At 74.8% G+C, this 23,937-nt stretch carries 18 protein-coding genes and 1 pseudogene; 8 read left to right on the top strand and 11 right to left on the bottom strand.

Features of this window, described 5'->3' with window-relative positions; translation table 11 throughout:
• Positions 1 to 104 precede the first annotated feature (104 nt).
• A complete protein-coding gene (locus DFQ13_RS33575; RefSeq protein WP_110078869.1) occupies positions 105 to 569 on the bottom strand; it encodes a hypothetical protein in 465 nt (154 codons plus the stop codon).
• 51 nt (positions 570 to 620) lie between these two features.
• Positions 621 to 1,685 carry a potassium channel family protein gene (locus tag DFQ13_RS03880; protein WP_035289330.1) on the bottom strand — a complete coding sequence of 355 codons (1,065 nt, stop codon included), beginning with the start codon at positions 1,683 to 1,685 and terminating at the stop codon, positions 621 to 623.
• Between the two features lie 111 nt (positions 1,686 to 1,796).
• On the opposite strand from DFQ13_RS03880, the gene DFQ13_RS03875 reads away from it, so the two are divergent.
• Positions 1,797 to 2,180, top strand: a complete 384-nt coding sequence (locus DFQ13_RS03875) for a DoxX family protein (RefSeq protein WP_035289329.1) — start codon at positions 1,797 to 1,799, stop codon at positions 2,178 to 2,180.
• Here the strand turns inward: DFQ13_RS03875 and DFQ13_RS34725 are convergent.
• The 3 genes and pseudogenes from DFQ13_RS34725 to DFQ13_RS03860 all read right to left on the bottom strand — a co-directional run bounded on the left by DFQ13_RS34725 (position 2,152) and on the right by DFQ13_RS03860 (position 4,451).
• On the bottom strand, positions 2,152 to 2,697 hold the full coding sequence (locus tag DFQ13_RS34725; RefSeq protein WP_233427895.1) for a phosphotransferase: 546 nt from the start codon (positions 2,695 to 2,697) through the stop codon (positions 2,152 to 2,154). The two genes, DFQ13_RS03875 and DFQ13_RS34725, sit on opposite strands and share 29 nt — an antisense overlap.
• A gap of 372 nt (positions 2,698 to 3,069) precedes the next feature.
• Positions 3,070 to 3,387, bottom strand: a pseudogene (locus DFQ13_RS34720) (phosphotransferase); the annotation flags it as partial.
• Positions 3,387 to 4,451: a neutral zinc metallopeptidase gene (locus tag DFQ13_RS03860; protein ID WP_110078868.1), complete on the bottom strand. Its 1,065-nt coding sequence runs from the start codon at positions 4,449 to 4,451 to the stop codon at positions 3,387 to 3,389. The gene DFQ13_RS03860 and the pseudogene DFQ13_RS34720, both read right to left, overlap by 1 nt.
• 597 nt (positions 4,452 to 5,048) lie before the next feature.
• Between DFQ13_RS03860 and DFQ13_RS03855 the strand changes: the two genes are divergently transcribed.
• The 4 genes from DFQ13_RS03855 (at position 5,049) to nudC (ending at position 10,594) form a co-directional block, all read left to right on the top strand.
• Complete coding sequence (locus DFQ13_RS03855) at positions 5,049 to 6,794, top strand: DUF2207 family protein (protein ID WP_181399838.1); 1,746 nt, start codon at positions 5,049 to 5,051, stop codon at positions 6,792 to 6,794.
• A gap of 103 nt (positions 6,795 to 6,897) precedes the next feature.
• Positions 6,898 to 8,181: a M16 family metallopeptidase gene (locus DFQ13_RS03850; RefSeq protein WP_110078866.1), complete on the top strand. Its 1,284-nt coding sequence runs from the start codon at positions 6,898 to 6,900 to the stop codon at positions 8,179 to 8,181.
• Positions 8,182 to 8,227: 46 nt separating this feature from the next.
• Positions 8,228 to 9,583 (top strand): M16 family metallopeptidase, encoded by a 1,356-nt coding sequence (locus DFQ13_RS03845; RefSeq protein WP_110078865.1) that lies wholly within the window; start codon positions 8,228 to 8,230, stop codon positions 9,581 to 9,583.
• A 30-nt stretch (positions 9,584 to 9,613) separates the two neighbouring features.
• The gene (nudC, locus tag DFQ13_RS03840; protein ID WP_110078864.1) at positions 9,614 to 10,594 is read left to right on the top strand and encodes an NAD(+) diphosphatase; all 981 of its coding nucleotides are present in this window, start codon (positions 9,614 to 9,616) and stop codon (positions 10,592 to 10,594) included.
• 22 nt (positions 10,595 to 10,616) lie between these two features.
• On the opposite strand, the gene DFQ13_RS03835 is transcribed toward nudC, so the two are convergent.
• Positions 10,617 to 11,330, bottom strand: a complete 714-nt coding sequence (locus DFQ13_RS03835; RefSeq protein ID WP_110078863.1) for a FadR/GntR family transcriptional regulator — start codon at positions 11,328 to 11,330, stop codon at positions 10,617 to 10,619.
• 84 nt (positions 11,331 to 11,414) lie between these two features.
• Here DFQ13_RS03835 and DFQ13_RS03830 point away from each other — a divergent pair, with 84 nt between their 5' ends.
• Both DFQ13_RS03830 and DFQ13_RS03825 read left to right on the top strand, forming a co-directional pair.
• The gene (locus DFQ13_RS03830) at positions 11,415 to 11,903 is read left to right on the top strand and encodes a gluconokinase (RefSeq protein ID WP_035289332.1); all 489 of its coding nucleotides are present in this window, start codon (positions 11,415 to 11,417) and stop codon (positions 11,901 to 11,903) included.
• A complete protein-coding gene (locus tag DFQ13_RS03825; protein ID WP_035289314.1) occupies positions 11,900 to 13,261 on the top strand; it encodes a GntT/GntP/DsdX family permease in 1,362 nt (453 codons plus the stop codon). The genes DFQ13_RS03830 and DFQ13_RS03825 overlap by 4 nt, the downstream gene beginning before the upstream one ends.
• A 2-nt stretch (positions 13,262 to 13,263) precedes the next feature.
• On the opposite strand, the gene DFQ13_RS03820 is transcribed toward DFQ13_RS03825, so the two are convergent.
• The 5 genes from DFQ13_RS03820 to DFQ13_RS03800 are packed head-to-tail and all read right to left on the bottom strand — an operon-like array spanning position 13,264 to position 22,683.
• The gene (locus DFQ13_RS03820) at positions 13,264 to 14,595 is read right to left on the bottom strand and encodes a M14 family zinc carboxypeptidase (protein WP_110078862.1); all 1,332 of its coding nucleotides are present in this window, start codon (positions 14,593 to 14,595) and stop codon (positions 13,264 to 13,266) included.
• Between the two features lie 55 nt (positions 14,596 to 14,650).
• Complete coding sequence (locus DFQ13_RS33570; protein ID WP_181399837.1) at positions 14,651 to 15,781, bottom strand: DUF2399 domain-containing protein; 1,131 nt, start codon at positions 15,779 to 15,781, stop codon at positions 14,651 to 14,653.
• Positions 15,778 to 19,890, bottom strand: a complete 4,113-nt coding sequence (locus tag DFQ13_RS03810; RefSeq protein WP_110078861.1) for a TIGR02680 family protein — start codon at positions 19,888 to 19,890, stop codon at positions 15,778 to 15,780. Before DFQ13_RS03810 ends, DFQ13_RS33570 begins: the two co-directional genes overlap by 4 nt.
• The gene (locus DFQ13_RS03805; protein ID WP_110078860.1) at positions 19,887 to 21,110 is read right to left on the bottom strand and encodes a TIGR02678 family protein; all 1,224 of its coding nucleotides are present in this window, start codon (positions 21,108 to 21,110) and stop codon (positions 19,887 to 19,889) included. Before DFQ13_RS03805 ends, DFQ13_RS03810 begins: the two co-directional genes overlap by 4 nt.
• Positions 21,100 to 22,683, bottom strand: coding sequence for a DUF2397 domain-containing protein (locus DFQ13_RS03800; RefSeq protein WP_233438258.1), 1,584 nt, complete (start codon positions 22,681 to 22,683; stop codon positions 21,100 to 21,102). The genes DFQ13_RS03805 and DFQ13_RS03800 overlap by 11 nt, the downstream gene beginning before the upstream one ends.
• A gap of 167 nt (positions 22,684 to 22,850) precedes the next feature.
• Here DFQ13_RS03800 and DFQ13_RS03795 point away from each other — a divergent pair, with 167 nt between their 5' ends.
• Complete coding sequence (locus tag DFQ13_RS03795) at positions 22,851 to 23,789, top strand: cobalamin biosynthesis protein (protein WP_035289301.1); 939 nt, start codon at positions 22,851 to 22,853, stop codon at positions 23,787 to 23,789.
• The last annotated feature ends 148 nt before the right edge of the window (positions 23,790 to 23,937 follow it).

The following is a 23,937-nucleotide window of genomic DNA, read 5'->3' as shown; positions in this document are numbered from 1 at the left end:
GGCTGCCCACGCCACTGGCTGCCCACGCCACTGGCTGCCCACGCCACTGGCTGCCCGCCCCACCGGCCGCCCACCCCACCTCTACCGCCCGCCTCGCCTCACCTCTACCGCCCACCCCGCTGAGTCCACTCACCCCGCCGAGTCCGCCCACCCAGCCCGGTCCGCTGCCACAGCTCCACCATCCCCGCCCCGGCGATCCCCGCGAAGATCATCAACACCACCCCCACCGGCCGTGCGTCGAACGTCGTCCCCGTGTTCGCCGACACCAGGTGCACCACCTCCCCGTCCCCCACCGAGATCTCCACCACCTCCCCCTCCGCGTGCCCGCACGCGTCCAGCAGCGCCTCCCGGGAACCGCCGCCCTGGGTGAACCGGACCCGTTCCGGCCCGGCCGAGGAGCACGACGCCCCCGCCACCACCGTCGCCGAGGCGCTGCTCAGCCCGGTTGCCGCCGAGGACCACTGGCCCAGTCCGCCCGCCAGGGCGAAGGCCAGGGCCAGCACGATGCTGACCGTCGCCGCCACCGCCGATTTCACAACCGGCTCCGGCAGGTTCAGCGGGACGCGCACCCTACGGATCGTCGCAGACGGGGCAAGGGGTCCTGGGCGGGCCGGTCGGGGCTAGTCGTCGGCCGGGGTGACCTTGCGGATGTAGAGGAGGCGGTCGCCCGCTTCGATGGCGTCGGCCTCGGCTGAGTCGACCCGGTGCAGGGTGCCCGCGCGGACCAGGCCCAGGACGATGTCGGTCAGGTGGCGGGGGGAGCCGCCGACCTCGCTGTCCTCGACCTCGCGCTCGGAGATGGCCAGGCCCTCGTCCGGGGTGATCAGGTCCTCGACCATGCCGACCACGCTGGGGGTGTGGGTGGCCATGCCCAGGAGCCTGCCCGCCGTCTCGCTGGACACCACGACCTGGTTGGCGCCGGACTGGCGCAGCAGGTGCACGTTCTCGGTTTCCCGGACGGCGGCGACGATCTGGGCGTTCGGGGCGAGTTCGCGGGCGGTCAGGGTGATCAGCACCGCCGAGTCGTCCCGGCTGGAGGCCACCACCACCGACTTTGCCCGGGGGACGCCCGCGACCCGGAGCACGTCGGAGCGGGTGCCCGACCCGTGCACGGTCACCAGCCCCAGCATCGACGCCGCGTCGAGCATCGCCTGGTCGGTGTCCACCACCACGATCCGGCTGGGTTCGACCCCGTCGGAGAGCACCGCGCTGACCGCCGAGCGGCCCTTGGTGCCGTACCCGACGACGACCACGTGGTCCCGCACCTTCGACCTCCACCGTTGGATCTTGAAAGCCTGCCGTGAGCGCTCGGTCAGCACCGCCAGGGTGGTGCCGACCAGGATGATGAGGAAGAGGATGCGCAGCGGGGTGATCACCAGGATGTTGATCAGCCGCGCCGAGTCGCTGGCCGGGGTGATGTCGCCGTAGCCGGTGGTCGACAGCGACACCGTGGCGTAGTAGATCGCGTCGAGGAACGAGATCCCGTCCTCGTTAACGTCGCGGTACCCGTCCCGGTCGAGGTAGACGATCATCACCGCGATGAACAGGGCCAGCAGCGCCCACAGCACCCGCCGCAGGATCGAGGCGACCGGGCTGACGCTGCTCTCCGGCATCCGGATGACCCCGACGAGGTCGTGCTCGGCGCGGTCGTTGAGGCTGTCGAACACCCGTTTGGGCTTGATCACCAGTGCCTCCCCCGTGACGTGCGACTCACGGCGGAAGGTTAACCGCCACGCCCCCCGACCGTGTGGTGAGGCTCATCGCCCGCCCGACCCCGGTCGTGGCAGGGTGGGCGCGTGGCCACCACCGACTCCCGCCGGGCGATCGCGCTCGCGCTGCTCCTGGGCACCGCGGGCACGCTGCACTTCGTCGTCCCGAAGCAGTTCGACTCGCTCGTCCCGAAGGAACTCCCCGGCGGCAGGCGCCTGTGGACGTACCTGTCGGGCGTCGCGGAGGCGACCATCGCCCTCGCGGTGGCCGTCCCCAGGACCCGCCGCCTCGGTGGCCTCCTGGCCGCTCTGCTCTTCGTCGCCGTCTTCCCGGGCAACGTCAAGATGGTCGTCGACTACGAGCGCAAGAAGAAGCCGCTGCCCGCCCGCGCGATCGCCTGGGGCCGCCTCCCGCTCCAGTGGCCGCTGGTCACCTGGGCGCTCAACGTCCGGGACTCAGCGCCTCGCTGATGGTGTGCCGGGCGTTCGCCGCCAGGGCGGGGTTGGACGTCCGGTAGTACGGGAGCTGGATGAGGGCGATCGACAGCGCCCAGCCGCGCCCCCGCTCCCAGGTGGCGTCGTCCACCGCCAGTTCCGCCCGGAACACCTCCCGCCCCGCCGGGGACAGCAGGTTCCACGCGACGACGAGGTCGACCGTCGGGTCCCCGACGCCGATCCCGCCGAAGTCGATCACCGCCCGCAACCGCCCGTCGCGGACCAGCACGTTGCCCGGCGACAGGTCCCCGTGGCACCACGCGGGGGCCGCGTCCCCCGGCCCCACCGCCAGGCAGTCGGCCCACACCCGCGCCGCCCCGGCCACGTCGATCTCACCGTCCAGTTGCGCCAGCGCCGCCCGGGTGGGCTCGTCCCGGGTCACCAGCGCCTGCCCGCGCCCCGACTCCGGCCCGCCCGCCGGGTCCACCGCCCGCAGCGCCGCGACGAACCCGGCCAACCCGCGCGCCAACTCCTCATCCACACCTGTGGACAACTGCCCTCGCGCGGCCTCGGACTGTCGGTGCCCGCCGGTAGAATGGAAATCGGGGGGACCCCCGAGAGGTTCGGCATGGGGATCGGCATGCGATTCGGTGGCGGATTTTGTGCCGGGTTCGCCGCTGGGTCCGCTGTTGGGCAGTGAGTTTTCCCCTTTGGACTGTGGGTTTCCCCCTTCGGGCAGGTGTTTTTTCCTTTCGGGGAGCGGGTTTCTGCCGCCGGGGGATGGGTTTCCGGCATCGGGAAGCGGGCTTCCGGGGCCCAGGGGTGGATCTCCGGAGCCAGTGGGTGGACCTGCGGGACCGGTGGGTGGATCTGCGGGACCGGTGGCTGGACCTGCGGGTGGCGTGGTGGTCGGGGGGCTGGGGTTCTCGCCGTCGAGCCAGCGCAGGACGGACCAGGGGAACGGGTAGCCGTGGGCCGGTTCGCCGTGGGCCACCGGGACCGGGACGGCGACCGGCAGGTGCGGCGCCAGGTGGGGGAGCCAGCGCCGCTCCCTGGCCACGTTGTCCACCGCCGCCGGGATGCGGGGCAGGCGGGCCACCAGGGACGGTCCCAGGCGGAACATCGCGTTGTCCGTCCCCGACGAGGTCACCGGCGACACCGGCAACCCGGCCCACCGCGGGAACTGGGTGGTGAGGAGGGCCCGGACCAGGTGGACGTCGGTCGGGACCTCGTCGGGGTGCATCAGCTCACGTCCGCGGACGCCGCGGCCCAGGTGTTGCACGGGCCGGTGCGGTTGTTGGTGAAGCCGTGTTCCTGCCAGGCGCCGTAGTGCTGGGGGGAGCCGTGGTCGCGGGGGACGCCCTGCTGCCAGTCGCCGCGGTTGTAGCCGTCGGCGAGCATCTCGCGGATGACCTTGTCGTTGAAGGAACCGCCGCCGTTCTGGCCCGCGGCGAACCACATGCCGCCGAAGCACTGGGCTTGCAACTCCGAGCGGCGCGACAGCTCCAAGCCCTTCTCGGTCTGGTCGCCCGCTTCGTAGCGGGTGTCCCAGTAGGCGTCGAGGACACCGGACAGGGCCTGGATGTGGTGGCCGAACTCGTGCGAGAACACGGCCAGGTACACCCCGGAGTTGGTGCCGTTCTGCTTCGTCTGCAAGCCCTCGAACGGCATGTAGATGGTGTTGTTCGTCGGGCAGTAGAACGCCGCCCAGGTGCCCTGGCTCGCCGAGCCGCACGGGCTCTCCCAGGTGCTGCCCGAGGGGAACTGCAGCCCCGGGGTGAAGTAGGGCAGCCCCGCCCGCTGCATCGCCGGGGCCCACGCCTGCTCCAGGCACGGCAGGGCGGCGGTGAAGAACTGCTGCGCGCTCTGCGGGTCGGTCCGCCACGCGGGCAGGCTGCAGGTGACGTTGCTGGCGCCGTTGGACGCGGAGAACAGCGGGTTGTCGGCCAGCGCGTGCACCGGCCTCGGCCCCGCGGGCGTGGTCGAGGTCTGCGTGGTGGTGGTGCGCGTCGTCGTCCGGGTGGTCGGGTCCGCGGACCGGGTGCCGGTCGTCGTGGTCGTCGGATCGCCCGCCGTCGTGCTCGACGAGCCTCGGGTGGTCGTCGCGGAACCGGGGGAGGAGTACGTGGAGTGGGTGGAGGACGTGGTGGTCGGGTAGCTGTAGCCGATGTCGCTGGGGGAGTTCCGCTTGCGCGCCACGTTGGCGACGCCGACGACGGCCACCCCCGCGATGAGCAGCACCACCAGGCCGATCGCCAGGATCGGGCCGGTGTTGGACTTGCGCGGCGGGTACGGCGGACGCCACATCGGCGGCGGCCCGTACCCCGGCGGTGGCCCGTACCCGGGAGGCGGGGCGTAGCCGGGAGGCGGGACGTACGCGGGCGGACCGTACCCGGGCGGCGGTCCGTACGGTGCGCCGTACGGACCCGTGGGCTGCGGACCCGTGGGCTGCGGACCCGTGGGCTGCGGACCCGTGGGCTGCGGACCCGAGGGCTGCGGCCCACTGGGTTGCCGACCCACCGGCTGCTGCCCCGAGGGCTGTGGCCCTGTGGACTGCGGCCCCGTGGGGTGCGGCCCCGTGGGGTGCGGCCCGCCGGGCCGGGGTCCGTCGTATCGCGGGCCGCCCTGGCGCGGGCCGGTGGGGAACCCGCCGGACGGCGGCCCCGCCGGGTACGCCCGCGTCCCCTGTGGACCCCGGGGGTACCCCGGTGCCGGTGGCATCGGCCGGGCCACCGGCGGTGGCGCGACGGGCATCGGTGGCGGCACCGGCCCGTGGGGCCCCTGCGGGCGCCACGGCCCGATCGGTGGCTGGCTCATCAACTTCCCCCGTGTCCGACGAACTGCCCCGCACCTTTTCCGCGGAACGCCGGTGAGCATATGGGCGCTGGGCTATCGTTCGCTGCCGTGTTGACGAAATGGGCCGCAGCGATCGCCGTCACTGCCTGCGGCGTGGTGCTGGGGGCGGCGCAGCCGTCCTTCCCCACCCCGCCGACGGACGCGCCGACGATCGACTTCCCGGTCCCCTCGGCGGGTCCGAACCCCGGTGGCGGCTCCGCGCCGTCGATCGCCCCGGTGCCGCCGACCGGGTCCAACGGCAAGCCGGTGCGCCCCCCGGGCGTCGGCGCGCCGCCGTTGCCGCGCAGCGTCAACGTGCAGCTCAAGGTCGAGCGCGACGGCAGCCTGACGGTCCGCGAGCAGGTGATCGTGCAGGCCCGCCAGACCATGACCCGCACCGCCCCGCTGCGCATCGGCGACCGGGTGTTCACCGTGCGCGACCCGCGGGTCGACGGCAGCGGCACCGCCGCGGTCGAGGGTGACAACCTCGTGCTCCGGCTCGGCGAGGGTGCCTCCACGGTCCAGTACACCGTGGACGGTGCGGTGGAGGACCTGGGCGACCACCAGCGGTTCCGCTGGCAGGTCGCCAGCGGCTGGGACTCGAAGCTGGTGCTGGTGCGCGGCTCGCTGCTCACCCCGCGGCGCGGTTCGAACTTCACCTGCCTGGCCGGTGCGGCCAACACCGAGGACCGGTGCGAGTCCGCGCTGACCGACGGCGGCTCCGTGCTGCGCGTGGTGCAGTCGAACCTGGACGCGGGCGCCCGGGTCGACCTCGCCGCCGACCTGCCCGCGGGCACCGTCCCGGCGAACGCCCGGTTCGAGGCCGCGGGCACGACCGCGGCGGCGTTCGCGCTCACCCCGCTCAGCGGCACCGGGCTCGGGGTGGCGCTGCTCCTGCTGCTGGCCGGGTTCGCCGTGCTCTGGCGGGCCCGCTCCCGCGACGCCGCGGCGCTGGGTGCCGACGTCGAGCCGGTGGAGTTGCTCGACAGCGCGGCCGGGCGGGCCGTGTTCGCCTCGCCGGACGGCGTGCTGCCCGGGCAGGTCGGCACGGTCGTCGACGAGCGGGTGGACCCGCGCGACCTCAGCGCCACCGTGATCGACCTGGCGGTGCGCAACTACCTGTGGATCACCGAGGTCGACGGCGACTGGCAGCTCGTGCGCCGCAACCCGGCCGACGACGCGCTGAGCGGCTACGAGCGGACCGTCTACACCGCGCTGCTGCCCGAGGGCACCGAGTCCGAGCGGCTGTCCGCCCTGCGCGCCACCCCGCCGGACGTCTCGGCGGTGCGCGCCGCGGTCTACGGCGACGCGGTGGCCCACGACTGGTTCGGCCGCAAGCCGACCGGCCTGGGCCCGCTGGTCATCGCGGGCATCGTCGTGTTCGCCCTGGGGGCGGCGCTCACGGTGCTGCTGGGGGTCGTCGGCGGCCCCGCGCTGCTCGGCGTCGCCCTGGCGGTGGTCGGGGTCGGGTTGGTGCTCGGCGGGCGGCTCATGCCGGTGCGCACCGAGCGGGGCAGTGTGCTGCTGCAACAGATCCGAGGAGTTCACACCTATCTGAACACCGCCGACCCGGACTCGGTTGCAGCGGCCGACCGGGAGGTGGTGTTCTCGCGTGGACTGCCCTACGCGGTGGCGCTGGACGACGCCGAGCAGTGGCTGACCCGGTTCGGCGCGCTGGACTCCGCCGCGGACGGTGCCCCCGGCCTGTACTGGTACGCGACGCAGGACCCGGCCGCGGCCACCGACCAGCAGCGGTTCACCGAGCAGTTCCGCGCCTTCCTGACCGGGCTCGACGAGGTGTTCGCCAAGGCGTGACCCACCCCTCGGCAGGCAGGCGACCGACCGGGGCACAGGCGAGTCATCCACAGGCGAACACCGTCGGCTGCCCGCTCGGGCAGCGCTCCCGTAGGCTCGCCGTGTGACCGTTCCCGAGCTGCACCGCTACACCCTGGCCAACGGGCTGCGCGTGGTCCTCGCCCCGGACACGACCTCACCGGTCGTGGGCGTGAGCGTGCACTACGACGTCGGCTTCCGCTCCGAGCCCGAGGGGCGCACCGGCTTCGCGCACCTGTTCGAACACCTGATGTTCCAGGGCAGCGAGAGCCTGGAGAAGCTCGCCCACTTCCGGCACGTGCAGTCCTCCGGTGGGACGTTCAACGGGTCGACGCACCCGGACTACACCGACTACTTCGAGGTGCTGCCGTCGGCGGCGCTGGAGCGGGCGCTGTTCCTCGAGGCCGACCGGATGCGCGCCCCGAAGATCACCGCGGAGAACCTCAAGAACCAGATCGACGTGGTGAAGGAGGAGATCCGCCTCAACGTGCTCAACCGGCCCTACGGCGGCTTCCCCTGGATCACGCTGCCGCCGGTGCTGTACAAGACGTTCCCCAACGCGCACAACGGCTACGGCGGGTTCGAGGACCTGGAGCAGGCGTCGGTCGCCGACTGCGCCGCGTTCTTCGACACCTACTACGCCCCGGCCAACGCGGTGCTGACGGTGGCCGGTGACTTCACCGCGGAGACCGCGCGCGAACTGGTGGAGAAGCACTTCGGCGACGTGCCCGCGCGGCCGCGGCCGCGGCGGCCGTCGTTCGCCGAGCCCGCCCCCGACGGCGAGGTGCGCGCCGACATCGCCGACCGGTTGGCCCCGGTGCCCGCGGTCGCGGTCGGCTACCGCATCCCGGACCCGGTCGCCGACCTCGACGGCTACCTCACCTTCCTGGTCCTCGCCGGTGTGCTCGCCGACGGCGACGGGTCGCGCCTGCAGCAGCGCATGGTCCACGGCGAACAGCTCGTCACCGACGTCAGCGCGGGTTGCGGCATGTTCGGCCCGTTCGAGGCCCGCGACCCGGACACGTTCATCGTGACCGCCATGCACTCCCCGGACGTCCCGGTCGACACCGTGCTGGGCGCTCTGGACGAGGAGCTGGCGAAGCTCGCCGCCACCGCGCCGACCGAGGAGGAGCTGGCCAAGGTCGTCGCCCGCTGGGCCGCGACCCTGCACAAGGAGCACGACCGGCTGGTCAGCCGCACCCTGGCGCTGGGTTCGTTCGAGCTGCTCTTCGGCGACCCGGCCCTGGTCCACGCCCTGCCGGGGAAGATCTCCTCGGTCACCCCGGCCGCGGTGTCCGCCGCCGCCGCGACGCTGCGCCCGGACTCCCGCGCGGTGCTGACGATCTCCCCCGCGGGGAGCGCCGAGTGAGCACCACCCGCACCAGCCCCACCGTTGCCTTCCGAGGAGGAAACCCGTGAGCCGCACCGCCGAGGAGATCGGGCGCACCGAGCTGGGACCGCGTCCGCTCCCGCCGCTCGGCGAGTACCGCGCGGCCACCGACCTGTCCTACGTGGACACCGTGCTGGACAACGGCCTGCGGGTCGTGGCGGTGCGCCAGTCCACGGTGCCGATGGTGGAGGTGCGGCTGCGCGTGCCGTTCGCGGGCGCGGAGCCCCGGCACGCGGCCACCGCCGAGGTGCTGTCGGCGACCCTGCTGACCGGCACCGCCACCCGCGACCGGGTCGGCGTCGACACCGAGCTGGCGCTGGTCGGCGGTGAGCTGGGCGCCTCGGTCGACCCGGAGGTGCTCTCCGTCGGCGGCAACGCCCTGGCCGACGGCCTCGACACGCTGCTGGGGGTGCTGGCCGACGCGCTGACCGGCGCCGTGCACCGCGACGACGAGGTGGCGGGGGAGCGGGCCCGGCTGATCGAGCGGATCAGCATCGCCGGGTCGCAGCCCAGCGTCATCGCCCGCAAGGCGCTGCAGAAGCACCGCTACGGCGACCACCCGTTCACCAGGGAGATGCCCGAGGCCGAGGACGTGGCGCAGGTCAGCGCCGAGGACGTGCGCGCCCTGCACCGCGCCGCGGTGCTGCCGCGCGGTTCGGTGCTGGTGCTCGTCGGCGACGTCGAGCCGGACACCGCCGTCGCCGCCGCGCGGGCCGCCTTCGCGGGCTGGACCGCCGAGGCGTCCGCCGCGGTGCTGCCGCCGCTGCCCGAGCTGACCCCGGGCGACCTGCTGCTGGTCGACCGGCCCGGTGCGGTGCAGTCGCAGTTCCGGCTCTCCGCGCAGTCGATCGTGCGGACCGACCCGCGCTACCCGGCGCTGCAACTGGCGAACCTGGCCTTCGGCGGCATGTTCTCCTCCCGGCTGGTGGAGAACATCCGCGAGGACAAGGGCTACACCTACCACGCCCGCTCCTACTCCGAGTTCACCCCGGACGGCGCGACGCTGCTGATCGACACCGACACCGCCTCGGACGTCACCGGGGGCGCGCTGCGCGAGATCCGGGCCGAGCTGGCGCGGATGGTGGCGACCCCGCCGGACGCCGCCGAGCTGGAGACCGTCCGCGAGTACGCGATCGGCACCCTGCTCATCGCCACCTCCTCGCAGGGCGGCCTGGCCTCGCAGATCGCCGCGCTGGCCATGCTGGGCCTCGGCGTGGAGTACCTGCTGGGCCAGCCGGGTCGGCTCAAAGCGGTCACCGTGGCGGAGGTCGCCGCCGCGGCGGCGGAGTTCTTCGCGCCCGGCCGGTTCACCGGGGTCATCGTCGGCGACGCCGCGAAGCTCGGTTCCCTGCGGGAGCTCGGCGGGGTCACCTTCCCCTGACCGCCCCCACCCCGTCCACCCAGGCGAGAGATGACCACCGAACCGTTCCAGCTCACCGAGCTCCCCGTCCTGTCCCGCTCGGCCGTCACCAGGGACGAGCTGATCCGCAAGGACGAGGGCGCGCTCGACGCCCTGTGGCAGGCAGGCCTGGTCGTGCTGGTCGACGACCTGGGCCGCACCCCGGTCACCGAGGACGCCACCGCCCTGCTGCCGCGGCGGGCGCGGGAGCTGTCCGCGACCCGCCCGGCCGAGGCCCGGCTGCTGGGCCAGGACGGCGACACCTCCTACTGGTCGGTCCCGGCGGACGAGCCCATGCGCGAGGGCGCCGTCGCCCCGCCGAACGCCTGGGGCCTGTGGACCGGGGCGGTGTCGGAGGCCGGTGAGCACTGGCACGACCTGCGGGCCGTGGGCGCCCTGCTCGACGACGCCTCGGCGGGCCTGTTCACCACCGCGGCGGGCCTGGCCAACTGGCACGCCCGGGCCCGGTTCTGCGCCAACTGCGGCTCCCCGGTGCGGGCGGTGGCGGCGGGCTGGGCCACGCACTGCACCGGGTGCGGGCGGGAGGAGTACCCGCGCACCGACCCCGCCGTCATCTGCCTGGTGCACGACGGCCGGGGCGTCAACGGCGAGAACGTCCTGCTGGCCCGCCAGCCCGTCTGGCCGGAGGGCCGGTTCTCCGTCCTGGCGGGGTTCGTCGAGACCGGCGAGTCCCTGGAGGCCTGCGTGGAGCGCGAGGTCGCCGAGGAGGTGGGTGTCCGGGTGGCCGACGTCCGCTACCTGGGCAGCCAGCCGTGGCCGTTCCCCCGGTCCATCATGATCGGCTTCACCGCCACCGCGGACCCCACCGCGCCGCTGGTCCCGGCCGACGGGGAGATCGAGCAGGCACGCTGGTTCTCCCGGGAGACGGTGCGGGCGACCCTCGCCGCGGGGGGCGCCCTCGACGGCCTGTTCCTGCCGGGGACCACCTCGATCGCGTCCCGGATGCTCACCGGCTGGGCTGCGGCGGGCTGATCCCCGGGCTGATCCACCCGGTTCACGCGCCGCCCAGGGCGGCGGACATCTCCTCGGCCGCCTGGGTCACGATGGCCCGCATCGCGGCCTCGGCCGCCGCGGGGTCCGCGCGGGCCACCGCCTCGGCCACCGCCGCGTGCAGCCGCACCGCCTCGGCCTCGGGCCGCGCGGGCATCAGGTGGTGGTGGGTGCGTCCACTGAGGACTTCGCCGACCACCTCGGCGAGCTGGGTGAACATCTCGTTGCCGGACATGCGCAGCACCAGGTGGTGGAAGGCGATGTCGTGGCGCAGGAACGCCTCCAGGTCGGTCACCGACGCGCGCAGCGACAGCGCCAGCGACACCAGTTGCCCGGCCTGCTCGGGGGTGGCGTTGCGGGCGGCCAGGCCCGCGGCCACCGGTTCCACCGCCGCGCGCAGTTCCGTCAGCGAGCGCAACTGGGCCGCGCGCTCCACCCCGGCCAGCCGCCAGCGGATCACCATCGGGTCGTAGAGGTTCCACTCCGCCCGCGGTCGCACCGTGATGCCCACCCGCCGCCTGCTGGTGACCAGCCGCATCGACTCCAGCACCCGCAGGGTCTCCCGCACGACGGTCCGCGAGACGGCGTGCGACCGCTCCAGTTCCTCGGTGCGCAGGACCGCGCCCGGCGCCAGGTCGCCGTTGATGATGGCCGTGCCGAGGGTGGCGAGCAGTTTCGCGGGTAGTCCTGAGATCACGGGGTGCACTATCGCACTCATATGACCAATCTGCGGCTTTCTCTTGAACAAGTACTACCTTTGGGTTTGACTGGGCTCGTGACTGAGCACACTGTCGTGGTCGTGATGGGCGTCTCCGGGTCGGGCAAGACCACGGTCGCGTCGCTGCTGGCGGACAGGCTGGGCGTGCCCCTGGCCGAGGCCGACGAGTTCCACCCGCGGGCCAACATCGACAAGATGACCTCCGGCGTCCCGCTCACCGACGCTGACCGGGAGCCCTGGCTGGCCGCCATCGCCGGGTGGATCGCCGACCGCGCCGCCGACGGCGGCGGGGTGGTCACCTGCTCCGCCCTCAAGGGCCGCTACCGCGACACCCTCCGCGCCGCCGCCCCCGACGTGTGGTTCCTGCACCTCGACGGCTCCCCGGACCTGCTCGCCGAGCGCATCGGCCACCGCAGCGGGCACTTCATGCCGCCGTCGCTGCTGGCTTCCCAGCTCGCCGACCTCGAACCCCTCACCCCCGAGGAGCGCGGCATCCGGCTCGACGTCGCCCACACCCCCGGGGAACTGGTCGAGGCCGCCCTCGCCGCGCTGCGCGGGGGCACCCGGCCGTGACCACCCTCGCCGCCGGGTGGACCGGCACCGACACCCGGCTGATCGGCGCCGCGCTGATCGGCATCGCGCTGATCGTCGTGCTGATCACCCAGGTCAAGCTGCACCCGTTCCTCGCCCTCATCCTCGGGTCCGGCGCGCTCGGCCTGATCGCCGGGATGCCGGTGGACAAGCTGATCAAGAGCTTCAGCGGCGGGGTCGGGACCACGGTCGCCGGGGTCGGGGTGCTCATCGCCCTGGGTGCGATGCTGGGCAAGCTGCTCGCCGACTCGGGCGGGGCCGACCGGATCGTCGACACCATCATCGGCCGGGCCAGTGGGGCGATGCTGCCGTGGGCGATGGCGCTGGTGGCGGTGCTGATCGGGCTGCCGATGTTCTTCGAGATCGGGCTCGTCATGCTGATCCCGGTCGTCCTCCTGGTGGCCAAGCGGACGGGGCAGCCGCTGATGCTGCTGGGCATCCCGGCGCTGGCCGGGCTGTCGGTGCTGCACGGTCTGGTGCCGCCGCACCCGGGGCCGCTGGCTGCGGTGGACGCGGTGAAGGCCGACCTGGGGATCACCCTGGGGCTGGGGCTCCTGGTCGCCGTCCCCACGGTGGTCGTGGCCGGGCCGCTGTTCGGGCGCCTGGCCTCGCGGTGGGTGTCCGCCGAGGCGCCCGGGCACCTGGTGCCGGAGTCGACCGGGGCCTCCGAACGGCGTCCCGGCTTCGCCGCGACCCTGGCCACCGTGCTGCTGCCGGTGGTGCTGATGATGGGCAAGGCGCTCTCGGACATCCTGCTGGACGCGGCCAACCCCGTCCGGCGGGCGCTGGACTTCGTGGGCGACCCGCTGGTGGCGCTGCTCGCCGCCGTCCTGCTGGGGATGGTGACGCTGGGCCGGGCCGCCGGGTTCACCCGGGACCGGCTGCGCGACAGCGTGTCCGCCGCTCTGCCACCCATCGCGGGCATCCTGCTGATCGTGGGGGCCGGGGGCGGGTTCAAGCAGACCCTGGTCGACGCCGGGGTGGGGGACGTGATCACCGGCCTGGCGAAGGACGCCGACTTCTCCCCGATCCTGCTGGGGTGGCTGGTCGCCGTCGCCATCCGGTTGGCGACGGGCTCGGCGACCGTGGCCACGATCTCCGCCGCGGGGATCATCGCGCCGCTGGTCGAGGGGCTGCCGCCCGCGCAGGCCGCGCTGGTGGCGCTGGCGGTGGGCGCCGGGTCGCTGTTCTTCTCCCACGTGAACGACGCCGGGTTCTGGCTGGTGAAGGAGTACTTCGGGCTGTCGGTGGGGCAGACGATCCGCACGTGGTCGCTGATGGAGACGGTGATCTCGGTGACGGCGCTGGCGGTGATCATGCCGCTGAGCCTGGTGTTCTGAGCTCAGGGTCGGGCGTAGGGGGCCGCCGCCTTCCGGGCCGCCATGACCAGGGCCGGTTCGAGCTTGGGCCAGTAGTACTCGTCCTGGCAGGAGTAGGGCGGGAGGAAGCCGTCGCAGCCCCGGTCGTCGCTGTCGCCCACCTCGATGGTGTAGGCGGCCACGCCGAGCTTGTCGTAGACCCAGTCCTCGGTGCCGCCCGCGGAGTCGTAGAGGATTTCGCCCGCCTGGCCGGACCGGTAGCCGAGCTTGCCGCCCAGTTCCTCGCCGAAGGCGCGCAGGGCGGCGTCGTTGCCGGTGTGGACGGTGGAGTCGTGGCCCCACGGGAAGATGACCTGGGCGGCGTCGGCGTGCAGGGTGATGAACATGCCCGTGGTGTCGTCAGGGGCCGCGGTGGCGTCGCCGTCCTCGCGCCGGTCCGGGTACAGGTCGGCGATGAGGGCTTCCAGGGCGGAGTTCTCGACCTCCGAGTCGGCGGACGGGCCCAGGTAGACGTCGCTGCACGGGTCGTTCGAGGTGCCGCTCTCGCCGAAGTGGGAGCCCGCGTTGCGGTTGAGGTCCACCCCGGTGCGGCCGACGCCGCAGTCGCGGTGGGAATCGTTGGCGTTCTTGCGCTGCAGGATCGGGGAGGCGCCCCCGGAGGCGACGATGTCGACGCCGTCGGGGTTGGCGACCGGGACGACCCACATCTCCGTGGTGTCCAGCAGCGCGGTGATGGTGGGGTCGGTGCCGTAGGCGTCGACCAGCCGATCGATCCAGCGGTAGGACACCTCGCCGGTGCTGATCTCGCGGGAGTGGATCTGCGAGATCAGGAAGAACTTGGGCTTGGGGGTGGCGGCGCGGGCGCAGTCGCCCTCGGACTTCCTGGTCAGGCAGATGGCCTTCAGGTCGTTGCCGCCGCGGCCCCGCTCCTTGAGCCAGGACGAGCCGTAGGTGAGCACCGAGGCCAGGTCCGGGTGCGCGGCGGCCACGGCGTCCAGGTGGGAGTACTGGGCCGCCACCGTCCGGTAGCCGCCGTAGTAGGTGTCCGGCGCCGCCGCGCGGGCCGACACCGGGGCCACCACCCGCTCCTCGGCGTCGACCGCGAAGCCCATGCCCCGCACCCGGGTGGCGTCGTCGGTGCCCAGGACGAACAGGTCGTCGCCGGAGCGGCGTTCCAGGAGGTCGACGCCGCTGGCCACCAGTTCGGTCGACCGCGCCGCGGCCCCGGGCACCCGGTAGACCTGGTTCGGATCGGACGGTTGCGCACCCGCCCGCGGCAGCGGTGCCAGGGCCAGCAGCGCACCCGCCGCCAGCGCCACGCCCGCCGTGGCGGCTCGGGATCGGCCTGCAGTCATGGGGTGGACGCTAGTCGGGCAGTGACCGACCGGTAGCCGACGGAAGTGGGGAAATCTACACCAGATCGGGTAACAGCAGGTGCAGCAGCATCTCCTCCGGCACCGCCCAGCCCGCGCGGAGGGCATTACCCAACCGGGGGTCCCACGGGGTGGGGCCCGGTTCGGTGCCCAGCGGCGGCAGGTCCAGGCCCTCGGCCCGGGCCCAGTCCAGCGCGGACCGGTAGTCCTCGGCGCCCATCCGCCACGGCGCGCCGTCGGTGAGGGCGAGCACCTGCCCGGTGACCAGCAGGCCCGCGGCGTCGAAGTCGCCGTGCACCCGGAACTGGGCGCCCACCGAGACCAGCCGCGACAGCAGCATCCGCGCCGCGATCCCCAGCCGCCCCGACACGCACACCACGTCCCGGCCGCCCGCGGCCTCCGCCAGGCGCGGGCTCGCGCACACCCACACCACCGTCCGCGCCGTGACCACGTCCACCGAGGCCACGTCCCGCAGCGCCACCACCGACCCGCGCCACAGCACGGTGGAGGTCAGCCCGTCCGCGGCGACCCCGCAGCGCTCCCACAGCCGCCGCTCCTCGGCGGCCGACTTCGGCAGCGGCACCCCGTGCGCCAGCGCCGCCGCGCGCAGCACCAGCGCGGCCACCTTCCGCCCGCGGTCCAGCTCCACCCCGGCCAGCTCCGCGCGCGTCACCCACACCGACGGCACCGCGGCGGGGTCCAGGTTGATCCGGGCCAGGACCGACGCGGCGCGCTCGGCCGGACCCGACAGCCGCTCCGGCGCGACCTTGGCGTAGCGGCGCACCTGGTCCACCCACGCCCCGGCCCACGGCCGGTCGCCCAGCCCCGCCCCCGCCAGCGCGTCGCGCAGCAGCCCGTCGACCCACTCGTCGCGCGACGGACCCGACTCCCCGGCCACGACCTCGCGCCCGTGCACCGCGGCGAGCACGTCGTCCAGTCCACAGCGGAACGCGCCGGCGCGCAGCCGGGCCTGCAGCTCCGCCACCGGGAACGTCTGCCCCACCCCGGCGGTGACCGGCACCCCGAGCAGTTCCGAGACCGCCGCCGCCGACGCCGCGTCCGGGGTCTTGAACCCGAAGCGGACCTGCCCGCGCTGCACCGCCGCCCGCGCCTGCTTCCACAGCACCGCGTACTCGGGCCGCCCGAAGGTCTCCGCCAGGTCGCTCACGGGTCCTCCCGGTCCATCCCGGAGCCGTCCCAGGTGGTGTGCGTGCAGGCCACGCCGTGCCCGGACCTGGGGCGCAGCACGTCGTAGATGTGCATCCGCGGAATCCTCTCCGACACGCCCCAGCCGCTGGGCCAGGTGATCACCCAGTCCATGTCCAGGTCGACCAGCAGCCCCAGCATCCGGGCGATCGTCGGGTCGTCGAGCCGCTCGAACGCCTCGTCCAGCAGCACCAGCCGCAGCGGGGCCAGCCGCGCGGAGGCCACCACCCCGGCCGAGATCGCCCCGTAGAACGCCGCCGCCGCGGCGAACAGCGTCACGTAGGAGATCAGCCGGGTCTCCCCGGAGGAGAGCTGGCGCAGCCGCCGCGAGCGGGGCTTGCCGTCCGGGCCGGTGTCGCGGACGCGGACGGTGAAGGCGAACCAGGAGCGGTAGTCCAGCGCGCGGGCCAGGATCTCGGTGAACCCGCCGGTGGCGGTGTCGCGCTCGGCCTCGATCCGCTCGGTGAAGACCTGCTGGAGCCGGGTGTCCTGCTCCTCGGTGCGCTCGGCGAACGGCAGCCGCAGCAGCTTGATCGCCTCCTGGGTGGGCTCGTCGAGCCAGGCCGCGGGCTGCCAGTCCAGCCGCACGTGCACCCCCTGGCTGGAGCGCGCGGAGTCGAGCACCTCGTTCATCCGCCGGGTCAGGTCCTCGGCGACGGTGATCTGCGCGGAAAGCCGCTCGGCCAGCTCGCGCACCAGGTGCAGCGCGAAGATGCCCTGGTACTGCTCGGAGAGGAACCCGCGCCGCTCGGCGAGCCGGTCGGCCACCCGCCGGGCGGCCACCGCCACCGGGGCCGGGCCCTCCTCGCCGGAGACGACCACGGTGAGGATGCCCGCGTGCCGCTCGGGCAGCACGTTGTGCGTCCCGGCCAGCGACGCCTGCAACCCCTGCAGCTTCGTCAGCGCGCTCTCCTCGCCCGGCAAGCGCTTGCTCTCGGCCACGGCCGCGGCGAGCAGTTCGAATGCCTCGACGTCGGACCCGGGCCGCTGCTCGTCGAGCGCGGCCTCCCACACCCCGGGCGCGGCCAGGGCCTCGGCGAACGAGCGGCCCGCCGCCTCGGCCGCCGCCCGCCTGCCGCCGATCTCGCCGTCGCGGGTGTCGAGCAGGGTCTGCGTCTTCACCACCCGGTTCGACAGCTCCCCGGCGGCCTTGCGCGCCTCCGGCAGCTCCTGGCGCCCGGCCCGGCGGCGCCGCTCCAGCTCGGCGAGCTGCCGCGACACCTCCTCGGCCTCGCCGCCCACGGCGGAGGTCAGCTCGGACAGCGCCGCCGCCTCCCGGTGGAACACCACGCACTTCTCGTCGGCGACGCGCTCGGCCGCCGCGCGGTCGTCGACGGCGGCGTTGTGGTCGTGCAGCGCCTCGACCAGGTCGCGGACCGTGCCCGCGCACCGCTTGGCCAGGGCGTCGCGCAGGGTCGCGGCGGCGTCGCGGGCGGCGGTCGCCGAGCGCTGGGCGTGCCGCAGGGCCTCGGTGTCGGCGGTGAGCCCGGCCGCGCCCGCGTCCCGGGACAGCTCGGCCTGCGACGCCGCGACCCGGCCCGCGGCGGCCACGTGCTCGCCCTTGCGCCGGTCGGCCTTGCGGGCGGACTCCTCGGCCTGGGCGCGCGCCTGCTCGGCGGTGGCCCTGGCGCCGATCAGCTCCCGGTCGTCGGGGAACGCGTCGAGGTGGGCGTCCCACGCCGCCACCGCCGCGGTCCGCTCGCGCGCCTCGGCCTCGGCGGTGGCGCGCTCGACGTGCACCCGCTCCAGCTCGGCGGCCAGCTCGGCGGTGGTGCGCTCGCGGGTGGCCTCGCGGGCACCGGCGCCGACGAACTCGGCGTCCGGCTTGGACAGTGCGCCGCGCAGCACGCCCGCGCGCCAGCGGCCGGTCGACCACACCGCGAGCCCGGGGCCGTCGGCGTCGTACGACACCGACCCCAGCAGCGCCTCGACCACGGCGGCGGACACCGGGGAGCCGGTCACGGCGGGCACGAGCGCGCCGCTCAGCGGCGAGGCGACGTCGTCACCGGCCGCCGCGAGCACGTCGGCCAGCCCCGGGTCGACGGTGCCGTCCGCGGTGACCCAGGCGGTGAGCAGACCGCTGGCCTGCAACGCCGCCTCCAGCCCGGCCCGCGCGGCGGCGTCGAGACCGGGGGCGAAGTCCACCAGCCGGTAGAACGGGGCGCCGGTGGCCGGGTCGCGCTCGGCGGAGGCGTACGGCGGGGCCGGGGGCGTGGCGTCGACGCCGTTGCGCAGCTCGATCAACCGCGCCTCGGTCGACTGGATGCGCCGCACCAGGTCGTCGACCACCTGCCGGGCCGCCACCACCCGCTGCCGCAGCCCGGCCAGGTGCGGGGCGGCCCAGGCGCGGGCGGTGTCGCGGGCGGCGCGGGTCGCGTCGGCGGCGGCCAGCACGTCCGCGGCGGTCGGCGGCTGCGGCGGGCGCGGGGCGTGGTCGTCGGCGAACGGCCCGGCCTTGGCCCACGCCGCCGCCCGCTCGCACCACACCTCGGCGGAACCGGCGAAGCGCTGCCTGGCCTCGTTGCGCCTGCCCGCGGCCTCGGTCGCCTCGATCTGCGCGTCGCGGGCCTTGGCCTGCAACCTCTCCAGGTCCTGGCGGTCGCGGTCGAGGCGCAGCGCCCGCTCGTGCAGGCTCATCGCCAGCGCGGCCCGGCCGCCGACCTCGGAGCTGATCGCCTCCACCCTGTCCGCGGCGGCGGCCAGCGCGTCGGCGAGCACGTCCGGGGCGATCTCCGGCGGGGTGCGGCGCTGGATCTCCAGCGGCTCGGCCTCCGGGTCCGGCTTGGCGCGCACCCGGTCGGTGGCCAGCCGCGGCACCGGGTCCGGGGCGGTGGGCAGCGGCGGGCACAGGCTCGGGTCGAGCCCCGCGGCCACCAGGCTGACGGTGGTGGTGCGGGCCAGCTCGCCCGCGTCCTCGACGTCGCCGCCGAGCCTGCGCAGCACGGTCAGCACCGTCTCCACCGCGCGGTCGGCGTGGTTGCGCCGCACGGCGGCGTTGTCCAGCGCGGCGGCGGCGGCCTCCCGGGTGCGCTCGACCAGCTTCTCCCGGTCCCGCAGGTCGCGCAGGCCCTGGTAGGCGGGCAGCGACTTGAGCGAGTCGATGCTCGTCTCCAGCTCGGTGTCGCGCTCGTCCAGCTCCGCCACGCGCGCCTCGGCCCCGGCGTGCGCGCGGGTGTCGGCGTCGAGCTTCGCGCGCAGCTTCCGGATCTCGGCGTGCGCGGTGTCCAGGGTGCGCCGCGCGGCGTCGGCCCTGGTGCCCGAGGCGTGCAGGGCGCCCAGCGCGTACCCGGCGTACCCGGTGAGGAAGGCGCCCATCGCCGCGTCGGCCGAGCTGAGCCTGCCGATGTTCTCCCGGATCGACTCCAAGTCCTCGAACGAGGTGGCCAGTTGCTCGACCACGCCCGCGTCCAGCGGCGGCAGCGCGTCGGACAGGATCTGCTCGAGCTGCCCGTCCTGCACCTTCAGCCCGATGTCGGGGTTGCGCAGGGTGCGCTGCAGGTGCAGCAGGTCGCCGTAGCGGGCGGCGGGCACGCCGTAGACGGTCTCGGCGACCTTCGCCCGGAACGCGGCCTCGTCGTGCACCCGGTCGGCGCCGAGCACCTCGCGCAGCGCGGCCGGGCCCAGTGGGACCCGGTCGGCCGAGGCCAGGGCGAAGTGGGTGCCCACCCGCGACGGGGTGATGAACCGCCACGAGTCGCTGATCTGCTGCGAGGTGGCCGACGCCTTCACCCCGATGCCGCAGGTCAGGTAGTCGTCACCGCCGGTGGGGGTGGTGCGGTGCAGCTCGACCCAGGCGTAGCCGATCCGGTTCGGGCCGCCGTCGTAGTCGTCGAGCATCAACCGGCGGATGGACACCGTGCCCGCGCCCTTGGAACCGAGGTGGCGCAGGTCGCCGTCGAGGCACAGCGGCAGCAGCAGCTCCAGCGTGCGCGACTTGCCCGAGCCGTTGGTGCCCTGGAAGATCGCCCGGCCGCCGGAGAAGTCGAAGGTCTGCTCGCGGTACTGCCAGATGTTGACGATGCCACCGCGGTGCAGCCGCCAGCGGCCGAATCCCGCCTCGGGGGTTGTCACGGAGATCCTTCCTCGTCGAACAGCGACCAGCCGGGTTCGGGGGCCTCGGGCACAGCGGACCGGCCCGGGGTGGCCCGGGTGGCGGGAGTGTCATCGGGCAGCGGCAACCACCGGTGCGCGGCCGGGCTCAACAGCCAGCCCTCGGGGGACTCGGCGATCAGCGTCAGCCGCAGCAGCAGGTCGAGCACGGCGTCCACCAGGTCGTCGACGTTGTCGGTGGCCTGCCGCGACCACGCCGCCGGGTAGTCCTCGATCAACCGCACGCACGTCTCGCGGACGTCCCGCGTGGTCACCGGGACCCGCCCGTCCGGGCGGGGCGCGGCCTCGGTGGCCAGCAGTTCCGGCAGCGCCAGCAGGGTGATCCGGGCGACCGTGCCGGTGGACGGGAACACGACGTCGGTCAGGTACTCCTCCGGGTCGGTCACCGCCACCCCCTCCGCGCGGATCTCGGTGACCAGGCCGAAGCAGCGCTCCAGCAGCACCGACTCCCGCCGCTGCCCCCTGCGCAGCCAGTCGGCCTCCTCGGCGGACAGGTCGCTGTGCAGGGTGACCGGGTTCTCCACCAGCTTGCGCCGCACCGAGTGCTCGACGCCCGCCCCGGACCCGGAGGCGATGAGGGCGGCGGCGCTGGGCGCGTCCGAGGTGCCCGAGAGCAACTGGCCCAGCAGGTCGGTGTGGATGGTGATCAGCGCCTCGGCGCCGGACTCGCCGACCAGGCCCGCCACCGAGCCGTCGGTCTCGGTGATCACGCCCAGGCCGATCAGGTGCCGCAGCGCCGCGGTCAGCGCGCGCCGGTCGGCCAGGTCGTCGACCAGGTCGATGCCCGCCTCCGCCGCCGTGGAGCGGATGTCGGCCACCAGCCGCGACAGCAGGACCTGCCTGCCCACCCCGGTCAGCGCGGCCATGGTCAGGCAGAGGTGGGCGTAGGCGCGCGGGGTCAGGCCCGCCTCGCCGCGGGTCGGGTCGTCGCCCGCGCCGACCTTGTGCAGGCGGGCGAAGCGGCGCTCGACCACCAGCCGGTAGCCCAGCAGCGCGGCGAACATCTCCTGCAGCGTCACCCGGTGCCGGTAGACCAGCGGCAGCAGGTCGCCGTCCGGGCCGCCGACGCGCAGCAGCGGGTGGCGCAGCAGCACCTTCGCGCAGCGGGCCACGTTCGCGGCGTCGATGTCCGACAGCTCGGCGAGCGCGGCGGGGACGCGGGAGCGGGTGTCAGCGCGCATCGCGGACCGCCCTGGCGGTCTGGACGCGGGCGATGTCGACGGCGGTGTCGCGCAGGGTCAACGTGCCCGACTCGCTGCGGATGTTCGTGGTGCGCCCCTGCGCCGGGATCAGCCGCAGGGTCAGCCCGCGCACCTGGTCGGTGGCGCTGCCCGGGTCGGCGGCGCCCTCGCGCTGGGCCATGGCCAGGGTCAGCAGCTCGCACAGGGCGCGCAGCGCGGGCGCGGACAGCACGGCGCTGTCGATGCCGTCGGCGTGCGCCGCCGCGGCGGCCAGCTCGGCGGCGGCGGCCTCGCGGCGCTCGTCGGCCGCGCGGGCCGCGGCGAGCAGGCCCTGCTCGGTGATCGGGTCGTCCATGATCCGCGAGGTGCGCCCGCGCGCCCCCCGGTCACCCCGGCCGCGCACGCTGACCGACACGTCCACCGCCGGGCCATCGGCCCACGGGGTGTGCTCGTCGTCGCCGTCGTGCTCCGGGGCGGGCAGCAGGTTGCGCGCCGAGTGCAGGCCGAACGCCCCCGCGTACAGGGCGTGCGCCTCGTCCGGGGTGGCCCGGTCGAACCAGCCCGCCAGCCGCACCAGCTCCGCGCGCCTGCTCGGCAGCAGCCCGCCGCCGGTGGTGGCCCGGCGCACGGTGGCCAGCAGCGCGCCGATGGCCCGGGTGGTGGCGTCGCGCAGCGCGGTGACCTGGCTGGGGTTGCCAGGCCGGTCGGCGAACCAGTCCGCCAGCTCCTGCCAGTCGGCCTCGCCGCGACCGCGGGTGCGCTCCACGGCCGCGCCCAACTGCTCGGCGGGCCGCAGCAGAGCCAGCAGCCGCGCCCGGTGCGGGGCCAGCCCGGCCAGCGCCGCCGCGATCGTCGGGGTGTGCCGCAGGACGTCCTCCACGACGAGCTGGATGTACTCCACCAGCAGGTTGCGGAAGCCGGAGATCTCCTCGGGCGCCAGGTGGTGGCGGGTCAGGACCTGACCGAGGTAGGCGTAGAAGTCGCGGACCGTGGCGGCCAGCTCCGCGTGCTGCAGGAACAGCGTGGTCACCCGCTCGGCGAGCTGCTCGCGGGCGCGGCGGGCGGGCAGCGAACCCGGGTCGCGGTCGGAACGGGCGATCGCCGTCGCCAACGCCTCGCCCAGCTCGCCGAGGCCGCGCTCGATCGCGGGCAGCAGCTCCCGGGACACCTCGCGCGCCCCCTCGGGCACCCGCAGCAGCTCGTCCACGTCGCGCTGCACCCGCACCGCCAGCTTGCCCACCTGGTAGCGCATCGAGCCCTGCAGGAACTCGGCGATGCTCGACGCGATCGTCTCCCGGCGGCCGTGCACCAGGTTGCCCCACTCGACGAGCTGGCGCAGCCGGGGGATCACCACGTCGACGTGCGACTCGCCGACGTCGATCGACCCGTCGCGCTCGGCCGCCGCCAGCGCCGAGGACACCTCGCCCGCGGACAGGTCGGCCAGCAGCGTCGAGGTGAACAGCCGCATGATGGCCAGGTAGGTCCGGTGGTGCTCGCGGGGTTGCAGGTAGGCGTAGAGCTGGAGCCTGCGCTGGGCGTCGGCGCCCGGTCGGGTCTCCTGGTCTGCCTCCACGGCGGGCCACGATAGCCGCAGGCACCGACACCCGCGCGGGCCGGGCGGGCTCCCGCGATACGGTTTCGCCTGCCCGGGGGACCACCGCGCCACCGGGACCACAGCCTGGGGACCCGAGGTCCCGGAGACCACAGCACCGGAAGACCTCAGCCGGGAGGGGAGCCACCGTGTCCGCGGCCCGCGCGCTCGGCCTGCTGCTCGGCTTCGCCGCCGACGTCGCCCTCGGCGACCCGCGCAGGCTGCACCCGGTCGCCGGGTTCGGCGGCGCCGCCCAGCGCCTGGAGCGGGTCCTGCACCGCGACGCGACCGCCCCCGGCGTGGTCTACACCGCCGTGCTCGCAGGCGGCGCTGTCGGCCTCGGCGCCCTCGCCGAGCGCGCGGGCCGAGGCAGGCCGCTCACCCGGGTCGCCACCACCGCCCTGGCCACCTGGGTGGTGCTCGGCGGCAAGTCGCTGGCCACCGAGGGCGCGCTGATCGGCAAGCACCTCGACGCCGGTGAGGTCGAGGACGCCAGGGCCCGGCTGCCGCACCTGTGCGGCCGCGACCCGCGCACCCTCGACGCCCCGGCGATGGCCCGCGCCACCGTGGAGTCCGTCGCCGAGAACACCTCCGACGCCGTGGTCGCCCCGCTGGTCTGGGGCGCGCTGGCCGGGGTGCCCGGCCTGCTGGGCTACCGCGCGGTCAACACCATGGACGCCATGGTCGGGCACCGCTCGCCGCGGTACCGGAACTTCGGCTGGGCCGCCGCCCGCCTCGACGACCTGGTCAACCTGCTGCCCGCCCGGCTCGCCGCCGCCCTCACCGTCGCGGGCGCCCCGGTCGTCGGCGGCAACCGGCGCGGCGCCTGGCTGGCCTGGCAGCGCGACGCCGACGCGCACCCCAGCCCCAACGCGGGCCGGGTCGAAGCCGCTTTCGCGGGCGCCCTGGAGGTCCGCCTCGGCGGGCGCACCGTCTACCCGTACGGGGTCGAGGACCGCCCGGTCCTCGGCGACGGCCGGATGCCCGACGCGGGCCACGTGACCAGGGCCGTCGAACTCTCCCGGGTGGTCGGCGTGCTCACCGCCGCCCTGGCGGCCGCGGTGGCCCTGCTCGCCCGCGACCGGTAGGCCCAGGGCCTGCCCGCAAAGCCGGCCCCCCACCCGGCGGCCCGGCCGTGCCACTGCCCGGCGTGGATGTGCTCGGCCAGCCGACCACCCCCGACAAACCACCGGCCCGGCAAGCGAATGCCCGCGTGGGCGGATGCGCTTGTCCAGC

The organism is Actinokineospora spheciospongiae, assembly GCF_003182415.1.
Lineage (GTDB): Bacteria > Actinomycetota > Actinomycetes > Mycobacteriales > Pseudonocardiaceae > Actinokineospora > Actinokineospora spheciospongiae.
Note: the sequence above shows the minus strand (reverse complement) of the source record. Positions and strands in the feature narration are given on the sequence as shown.

Bases quoted from the DNA above. Each gene is read 5' to 3' on its own strand.
- DFQ13_RS03860 (WP_110078868.1), bottom strand. From the start codon at position 4,451: ATGTGGCGTCCGCCGTACCCGCCGCGCAAGTCCAACACCGGCCCGATC.
- nudC (WP_110078864.1), top strand. From the start codon at position 9,614: ATGACCACCGAACCGTTCCAGCTCACCGAGCTCCCCGTCCTGTCCCGC.
- DFQ13_RS03835 (WP_110078863.1), bottom strand. From the start codon at position 11,330: ATGAGTGCGATAGTGCACCCCGTGATCTCAGGACTACCCGCGAAACTG.
- DFQ13_RS03830 (WP_035289332.1), top strand. From the start codon at position 11,415: ATGGGCGTCTCCGGGTCGGGCAAGACCACGGTCGCGTCGCTGCTGGCG.
- DFQ13_RS03820 (WP_110078862.1), bottom strand. From the start codon at position 14,595: ATGACTGCAGGCCGATCCCGAGCCGCCACGGCGGGCGTGGCGCTGGCG.
- DFQ13_RS03805 (WP_110078860.1), bottom strand. From the start codon at position 21,110: ATGCGCGCTGACACCCGCTCCCGCGTCCCCGCCGCGCTCGCCGAGCTG.